The organism is Dehalococcoidales bacterium (assembly GCA_028716225.1).
GTDB lineage: Bacteria > Chloroflexota > Dehalococcoidia > Dehalococcoidales > UBA5760 > UBA5760.
This window is the reverse complement of the sequence record JAQUQE010000042.1, coordinates 4,208-9,581: the sequence shown is the minus strand read 5'-3', so window position 1 is coordinate 9,581 and position 5,374 is coordinate 4,208. Positions and strand designations below refer to the sequence as shown.

Annotated in this window: 8 protein-coding genes; all 8 read right to left on the bottom strand. The window is 49.8% G+C overall.

All coding sequences use genetic code 11. The annotated features are described in order from the left end of the window. A complete protein-coding gene (locus PHI12_12050) occupies nt 1-672 on the bottom strand; it encodes a Mov34/MPN/PAD-1 family protein (GenBank protein MDD5511524.1) in 672 nt (223 codons plus the stop codon). 12 nt (nt 673-684) lie between these two features. Continuing rightward, nucleotides 685-1,032, bottom strand: a complete 348-nt coding sequence (locus PHI12_12045; GenBank protein MDD5511523.1) for a hypothetical protein — start codon at nt 1,030-1,032, stop codon at nt 685-687. 3 nt (nt 1,033-1,035) lie between these two features. Next, nucleotides 1,036-1,734 (bottom strand): hypothetical protein, encoded by a 699-nt coding sequence (locus PHI12_12040; protein MDD5511522.1) that lies wholly within the window; start codon nt 1,732-1,734, stop codon nt 1,036-1,038. Beyond that, complete coding sequence (locus PHI12_12035) at nt 1,727-3,034, bottom strand: hypothetical protein (protein MDD5511521.1); 1,308 nt, start codon at nt 3,032-3,034, stop codon at nt 1,727-1,729. The genes PHI12_12040 and PHI12_12035 overlap by 8 nt, the downstream gene beginning before the upstream one ends. Nucleotide 3,035: 1 nt before the next feature. Further along, a complete protein-coding gene (locus PHI12_12030; protein ID MDD5511520.1) occupies nt 3,036-3,284 on the bottom strand; it encodes a hypothetical protein in 249 nt (82 codons plus the stop codon). 4 nt (nt 3,285-3,288) lie between these two features. Beyond that, a complete protein-coding gene (locus tag PHI12_12025; GenBank protein ID MDD5511519.1) occupies nt 3,289-3,501 on the bottom strand; it encodes a PRTRC system protein C in 213 nt (70 codons plus the stop codon). A gap of 229 nt (nt 3,502-3,730) precedes the next feature. Beyond that, nucleotides 3,731-3,943, bottom strand: coding sequence for a hypothetical protein (locus tag PHI12_12020; protein MDD5511518.1), 213 nt, complete (start codon nt 3,941-3,943; stop codon nt 3,731-3,733). Between the two features lie 206 nt (nt 3,944-4,149). After that, nucleotides 4,150-5,374, bottom strand: a 1,225-nt coding sequence (locus tag PHI12_12015) for a DNA polymerase III subunit beta (protein ID MDD5511517.1), incomplete at its 5' end; no start/stop codon positions are given.

Here is a 5,374-nt window from a genome sequence, read left to right as displayed (position 1 = left end):
TCAGCCACCAGGGAGCCGGTTCCACCACATCCCACTAAAATCAATTTCGAAACTCTTAGTCTCAGTCGGTATCTCACGTATATCTTCCTCCGTTATTTCAAGTACATCTTTTACGCCGATAAGAACACCGTCAAATACATCCTTCCAGGGCAATATTAAGAAGCTGCCGTATACCCCTATTCTCACGCAAACCATAGGCTGCTTATCCAGAGAGCCGACTACGCAGGAGAGGCGAAAGCCTTGCTCATCCGCGTTATCCTGGCCGCTGAAAAAGGCGGGTATCTTGCCGTGAGAATGGAAGTCCATCACGGTATTTTTTACTACATCATATTTTACATTTGCCTCATGTGGATCCTGTCCGGTTTTAAATAAATGGTAGCCGTTGTCCCAGGTGATAGCCAGATAGATCTCCTTCTCCATGACGGCCATTGACGCATCAAAAGCCAGGGCGAACAGGGTAACCGGTATCTTGCCGTGTTTTAATACCACCTCCGGATTTTCCTGTCCCAGCCCCCGGATATTACAATCGGCCACCGGTACCCGGGCGAAGAGAAGGTCATTGTCTGCCTGGATGAAGACACCGTTGCCGGCGATAATATAATCATAGCCAATACCTCTTTCACCCTGGATACCATCTTTATAGTGGACTAAATAACCGGCTACCGGCTGCATAAGCCCATCTCCTTAAACGAACGGATATTTCTGGCCGTTACGAATGAAGGGAATACGGCCTCCCCAAAAACCAAGCACTCTATTTACCTCGCATGATCTGGACCAATCATTATATAGTCCCGGATCCATCTGCCACATCCGGAAGAAAAGAAGCTTGATAATACGAGTCCGCAGCTCTTTCTTTTCCTTCTGCTCTTTGGCCAGTATTAATTCCTGGTCGCGGCGCCATGCCTCCCATTTAATATGGTCCTGGCGTTCTTGTTCACGCCGGCGAGCAGCCCTGATATTATGCTTCTCTACCTGGCGCTGCGCCCTCTTCTTATATTTCTGCTGGTCGCATTTCCGATGTTTAATTGCCATCCCTCACATCTCCTGCATCAAGAGGTCTCTTATCACTCCATGGTTGACCAGATCGCTGACCGGATAGTTTTTCTTGCCGTCCAGCTCCTTCCACATATCCAGGATATTACCCGGGTATTTATTGGAGCGGCCCTTAACATCGGCGGCCACGGTAAAGAAAGACTGGAAGAAGCTTTCTATTATATCCTGGATTCTAATAGGGTAATTATTAGTACCCGGGCAGGTCCGGCCGTCGGAATAGACATTAAGAAGGGGGGACTTGAATACCTCATCCTGTTCTTTTGTTGGCCGGTGTTTGACTGCGTATACCCATGGCGCCGTAGCCGGAATACAGATAAAGATCAGGCCGGGCAAAGGGATATTGAAGCGTTTAGCCGGCTTCATAGGGTCATCCTGCAAGGCGACTTTGCGAGTTCTGGGAGCCTCATATAATGCCACCGCGGGGCCCCTCCGGGTGTTTCTCCACCATAGCGTGTTCTCAGGCAGCAGGCCGGTGTTGATCCTCATTTCACTGGTCAGCGTCATGGCGATATCATAGGCGGAGACCATCTTAGTCTCCTTGATTTCGCCTTCGTAATTGGTCATCTGGATAGCCTGGCCGTAAAAATCGAGCCGCATGCGCAGCTCATCCGGGGGCAGTTTTAGCTCCTCCGGCACGGCCCAGTTGAGTTTAGGTTTTTCTACGGTTTTTTCTTTAGGCAATTTCTTCCTCCTCAAAAGCTTCTTCGTCGGTTTCACCAAATCCGCTATCAATTACCATTTCAAGATCAAGAGGTTCGAATGGATCATAGGCATTACTGGGGATCTTTCTAGATTTAGGCTTCGTATAGTGAGCGCTAAGGAAATTCACCAGTTCTCCGAAATTGGTTACCGTGTTTTTCTCAACCCAGTCTGTTATGTTGTCAATGTGATCAAGTATAGCCTTTGCCCTGGGCCATTCCCTGGCCAGCGATTCGATATTGTATTGCGACCATTTAAAAATCGGTTCACTCTCACCCTCAACATAACTGCAATGCTCATAGTTTTTATCAAGCACACGGCAGCCGGTCTTTCCCAGAGCCCAGTCGGCAAAGGCGGCCAGATCGGCGTACTTGGTACCGTCAACCAGTTTATGGATCTCCTCCGGTGTCCATCCGAATTCCGGGATTCTCTCGACTATTGCGCGGCCGACCAGTCCGGAAACTTTTTCTAACAGGACGATCCGCGGGCCCCGCTCCTTCTTTTCTGCAGCGCTGCGGCCGGCCTTGAATTCAACATGGATGTTTAACCTCTGTGCGATAATCAGCGTCCGGCGTAGTACCTCTTTGACGGCAGCCGTGTTTTTAGCCTGCTCGACTTTGATATGATTATCATCGATTTTGGTTATGCTGAAGCCCGTGGGCGCTCGCCATACACCCCCATCTGCTATTATTGATATTAAATGCCTCAGCCATCCGATGTCGTAGTCGGTGGGTTTCCATTTCTGATTTTCGGCGTCTTTGGCCGTTCCCCGGATTACGAAGGGGACCTCGTCGTCTTGCGCAAGCCTATCATCACCGGTAAAAGGATAGATAAGCAGAGAGAGCAGGCAAAGATAGCCGTCCCTCATACTCATATCCTCGTAGGAAGTGTAGGAGAGGCCAAACAGGTCCACCGGCAGGGTTTCTAACAGGCCGGCTATATTAGCAGTGTAATAGCCGCCTGGTACAGGATAGTATTTTTGGCTGAAATGTTGGCAGAACTCGTACACCCGTTCTGTTTTAGCGGCTCGCATGATCTTTTTCTCGTATTCGGGCAGGAATTTGCGAACAAGTCCAAAAAATTTACTGTTGCCGGTGGCGTCCGTAAGCAGCGCTATTAAAGCCTCCAGGTTAACCGGCCCGAACAGCATTCTACTGGCCAGGACCGACAGCGGCCACGCCTTGGGATGCGGCTCAACCGCTATCTGGCTCTGTCTCCCCCTCATCATCCAGTCCAGAGACGCCTGATTGTTACTTCTAACCAAAGAATCGATATCCCACATATTAATCCTCTTCCCTGATGTGAGCTAATAACTCAACCACTTGCAGAGTTCTGGCGCCATACGCCTTTGCCTCTTCGACCGCATCGATTATTTCTTTCTGGCGGCTTTCCAGGTCAAAAGGATTAAAGTCACCGTTTACTATGGGTATCTCGTTGGCCAGATGGATGATCTTGAGGTTTTTCGGGGGTACCTTTCGCAACGCGGAGATCAATTCGGAGATAGATTCTTTTTCTATTGTTATCTGATCCATGCCGCTATCCCTTGGTGCCGGTGCGCTTGGTGAAGGTGATAAGGGTCTCTTCCCCTCTGCCCTGGGTCGTCGTTTCGGCGTTGTTCAGCTCCTCGTAGAAGCTGGCGTAGTGCTGCCGGATTTCATCTACGGACTTGCTGGGGTCGGGGTCCGGGTGCTCCCTGTTATCGATGATGAAGATACGCTTGTTGGGTTTGGGTGGATCCTGTGTTACCATGTTGTTACCTCCTTACTAATATTTTTAGTCACATAAAAATTTAGTACCGTCAAATCTGTGTTCGCCCATTTGTCTCGAACATTTATGGCAGGGGGCTTCGAAAAGGACGGTTAAACGGGCCCGCTCCCAGCTGTCCTCCTTTGAGGCTATGGACTTGATATAACCGATATTCCATCTGGGATACTTTTTTCGTAAATTCTGGGCTAATTCTTCGTTTACCATTAAATATTCACCATCCTGTATCAGATTTCATTTTATCCTGGACCAGGCAGGCTTCCAGAAAGCCTGTAGCCTCTTTTTTAGTGAGCTCATAAAATTCAGCAGGCTGGAAGTTCGGATCTTTAAAGGTCCGGATAAAAGCATAGGCAGCTCCCACCCTTTGCACGGAGGCGCTTCCGCCGTCTGCCATCATTTCCTTTCTCAAAACAAATCTACGGACCATAGAACCATCTCCTGTTATAATAATAATAATAATTATAATAATAATAAGTAGTATTAAATATCGGCCGGAAGGTATTACATTATAATATATTTGTCTGATATAATATAGGTGCCGCCCACCCTGGCCCGACTGCGATTCCAATGATCGAGCCTTTAGGTGGGCGGCTGCTAAGAGTTAGTGAGTTTTTAAACTTTTATTTTTTTAATCTATTCTCCTTCTGTCTCATTTTCCTGGGTTACTGGTTCTTCTTCGCCGTTCTCATCGGCTGCCTCTGCTTCCTCGCCGCCCTCTTCCGCGGGCTCCGATTCGCCGGCTGCGGTATCGGCCTCTGTTTCAGGCGCACCGGCGGCGACTCCGGCCGCGACCTCCTCCTTGGGGGCATCGTCGGACCAGCTCGCTTTCATCGGCATGATGGAAACGAGGGGTCTGGTGCCAAAGTGAAAGACGCAGGGTGTTGTCCGGCCGGCGTTGCCCATGGTGATCAGTCCGGGCTTGTCCATGAGATAGTCCTCCAGGTATTCGTACTTGAGAGCTATTCTGCCCGGGTTGCTGCCTTCCAGAACGGGGATCTCTACTTCTACCTCTGAATCCTCATCATGCTTAGCCAAAACGATCATCTTCTTTTCGTCCCAGAGAAGCCTTACGATCTCGGTGCCAGCCTTCGCGACTCTCTCGATTCTCTTGATAGCGAGCATGAGTTCAGTTCCTAAGAACTGGACCTTGATCGGTTCCTGGAAAGAATTGAAGAGAGACAGGACGTCCGGGAATTTCCCGTCGATCAGTTTACTGGTGATGACGATATTGTTAAACGAAGCGCTCATAAAACCGGTCCAGAGGCCGAGTTTAAGATGCCGGGCCGATGTGAGCATAGAAACCAGGCTGTTACCCCCCGACGGTCTGGCCGGCTCTTTGTTCCACAATTTTTCCATGATTTTGATTGTGCCGGCCGGGACGTTGATTGACTGCGGTTCCGGATAGGACATTTTGAGCGATTCGTAGCATGCCCTGAAACCATCAGCGGCGCAGACCTCCAGATTTTCGCCCAGCTTGACGTTGACACCGGTTAGGACAGGACGAGCGTCATTGGTAGCGGCATACTTGAGGGCATCAACCAGGGAGCCGATCAGGGTATCACCGTTCAGTACCGCCTCGGTCATCGGCATACGCAGCGCGGAAGGCGGGAAATCGCTGGCATCCGGTGTTAGGTAAGAGCAGCTGCCGCCGGTCCAGGATAGTTTAACCTTTTTGGATTCACCGGTGATGGAAACCATTAAATTGCCAGGCACATACTTCAGGAGTTCCGTAAGAGTCTTGTGGGGTAAAAGGACCGGCTCCCCTGAAATCTCGGGCACATTGACAATTATTTCGGTATCCAAATCGGTTGAGCGGATCTGGCCGTCCTTCAGGAGAACGTTCTTGATAATCGGCAGA